The sequence below is a fragment of the Rhizobacter sp. genome, assembly GCF_031412495.1.
In the GTDB taxonomy this organism is placed as follows: domain Bacteria; phylum Pseudomonadota; class Gammaproteobacteria; order Burkholderiales; family Burkholderiaceae_C; genus Schlegelella_A.
Genome location: NZ_JANODC010000342.1, coordinates 1 through 1,956 on the forward strand (window position 1 = coordinate 1; position 1,956 = coordinate 1,956).

At 68.8% G+C, this 1,956-nt stretch carries 3 protein-coding genes and 1 pseudogene; all 4 read left to right on the forward strand.

Annotated elements, in window-relative coordinates:
• Positions 1–511, forward strand: a pseudogene (locus AC30N0_RS12575) (type IV secretion system protein TraC); the annotation flags it as partial.
• A gap of 16 nt (positions 512–527) precedes the next feature.
• Complete coding sequence (locus tag AC30N0_RS12580; RefSeq protein WP_489518249.1) at positions 528–986, forward strand: hypothetical protein; 459 nt, start codon at positions 528–530, stop codon at positions 984–986.
• Positions 983–1,525, forward strand: coding sequence for a conjugative transfer signal peptidase TraF (gene traF, locus AC30N0_RS12585; RefSeq protein ID WP_489518250.1), 543 nt, complete (start codon positions 983–985; stop codon positions 1,523–1,525). The genes AC30N0_RS12580 and traF overlap by 4 nt, the downstream gene beginning before the upstream one ends.
• 9 nt (positions 1,526–1,534) lie before the next feature.
• Positions 1,535–1,945 carry a hypothetical protein gene (locus tag AC30N0_RS12590; protein WP_489518251.1) on the forward strand — a complete coding sequence of 137 codons (411 nt, stop codon included), beginning with the start codon at positions 1,535–1,537 and terminating at the stop codon, positions 1,943–1,945.
• The last annotated feature ends 11 nt before the right edge of the window (positions 1,946–1,956 follow it).

A 1,956-nucleotide genomic window follows, 5' to 3' on the forward strand; every position in this document is an offset into this window, starting at 1 on the left:
CAACCGGCGCAAGGTGCTCTTCATCGACGAACTGAAGCAGCAACTCGGTGACATCGGCGCCGACGATCCGGTCAAGGCCGCCGTGGTCGAGGAAGCGGCCCGCCGCGCGCGCAAGTACGGCGGCTCGCTGGGCACCGCCACACAGAGCGCCGACGACTACTACGGCTCGGCCCAGATGGAAGCGGCCTTCAACAGCTCCGACTGGGTGTTCCTGCTGCGCCAGAAGCCCGAGTCGATCGAGATGCTCGACCGCAAGGGGCGGCTGTCGATGGACGAACCCAAGAAGCGGCTGCTCAACTCGCTGCGCACGGAGCCGGGCGTCTTCTCGGAGGTCTACATCTCCTCGCCGGTGGGCGAAGGCGTGGCGCGCAACATCCTCGACCCGGCGACCCATCTGCTGTTCTCCAACAAGCTGGAGGACAACGCGCCGATCGACGAGCTGCGGGCGCAGGGCCTGAGCATCGACGACGCGATCACCGAGCTGCTGCGGCGGCGCGGGCACGCGGTGTGACTTTGGCGAGGCTCCCATGGACGTCGACGCCAGCGCCAGTCCGGGCCCGAAACCCCAGCAGCCCATTGCCGGGACTGTAGGCATGGTGCGCATCCTCCTGCACGCTGCATTCGCGCTGCTGATCGTGCTGGGCACGCTGGCCGCCTACGACCGCGTGGTGGTGCGCCCGGCCCAGCGGGTCGGCGTCGTCGATGTCGGCGAGGTGTATCGGCAGAAGGAGGCCGAGTTCACCCAGCTCCTGACCCGCGCCACCACCGACGCTGACCGCGAGAAGGCGTTTGCGCTGGCCCGGAGCTTCTCGCAGCGGCTGCCGGCCGCGCTGGAGGAACTGCCGCGCGACTGCGCCTGCCTGGTGGTGCTGAAGAGCGCCGTGGCCGGCCGGACACCGCGGACCGTCGATCTGACGGCACTGCTGCAGCAGAAGCTGGGCCATCCCCAGACACCCCACAGGAACGACCCCGAGGAGGCCCGATGAAGCGCAGCCTTCGCACCCAGGCCATCGACTTTGCGGCGCACACGCGGCGACGCTGGTACCTCTACCTGCCCGTCTTCGCGATCTGGACCTTCGCCTACACGCGGCTTTTCATCGACCCGACGCCGCGGGTGCCGGTCCTCTTCAACTGGACGGGCAGCCTGCCGTACCGGGTGGCCTGGCTGCAACACGGCGAGCATCCGCTGCAGCGCGGGGAGTTCGTCATCTTCTCGTTTGCGGGCGAGGCGCGAACCGCCTACCCCGGACTGGACGGTCAACCGTTCTTCAAGATCGTGCGCGGCCTGCCGGGCGACGTGGTGACGGTGTCCGGCCGCACGGTGTCGGTCAATGGTGTCGTCGTCGGCACGGCCAAGGCCCAGGCCTTCGACCGGCGCCCGTTGGAGCCGATCGCGCCGACGGTGATCCCGCCAGGCCACTACTACGTGCAGGGCACGGGTCCGGACTCGTTCGACTCGCGCTACCGCAGCAGCGGGCTCGTGCGGGCCGAGCAGGTGCTGGGCAGCGTGGTGCCGCTGTTCTGAGGGGCTGCCATGGATCCGCATTCGATGCTGCGTTGGCCGGCTTCCCGTCATGTGGCCCAGTCGATCTCCCTGGCCTCGCTGGCTTCCCTTGTCGCAATGACCGCGCTTGCCACAGCCTTACCGGCGCTGGCGCAGACATCGTCCGAGCCGGCTGTCACGGGCGACGTGCCGATGGCCGACTACTTGGCGCTGCTCCAGCAGATCTCCCCTGCGGTACACCAAGGGGCACAGGCCTATCTCCAGGCCCACGAGCGCCGGTGCCGCCGGAGTCTCACGAGCCGCGAGTTGCGACAGGCGATGGCAGAAGGGGACGGCGATCCGCTGCTGATGGCGATGATCCGGGCCAGCCACCTCCAGGACGGGCCCGGCCTCACTCGGCTGGACGAGCAGGTCTCATGCACCCGGAAGGCGGCAAGGTGAAGTTCGAACTG

Bases quoted from the DNA above. Each gene is read 5' to 3' on its own strand.
- AC30N0_RS12580 (WP_489518249.1), top strand. From the start codon at position 528: ATGGACGTCGACGCCAGCGCCAGTCCGGGCCCGAAACCCCAGCAGCCC.
- AC30N0_RS12590 (WP_489518251.1), top strand. From the start codon at position 1,535: ATGGATCCGCATTCGATGCTGCGTTGGCCGGCTTCCCGTCATGTGGCC.
- traF (WP_489518250.1), top strand. From the start codon at position 983: ATGAAGCGCAGCCTTCGCACCCAGGCCATCGACTTTGCGGCGCACACG.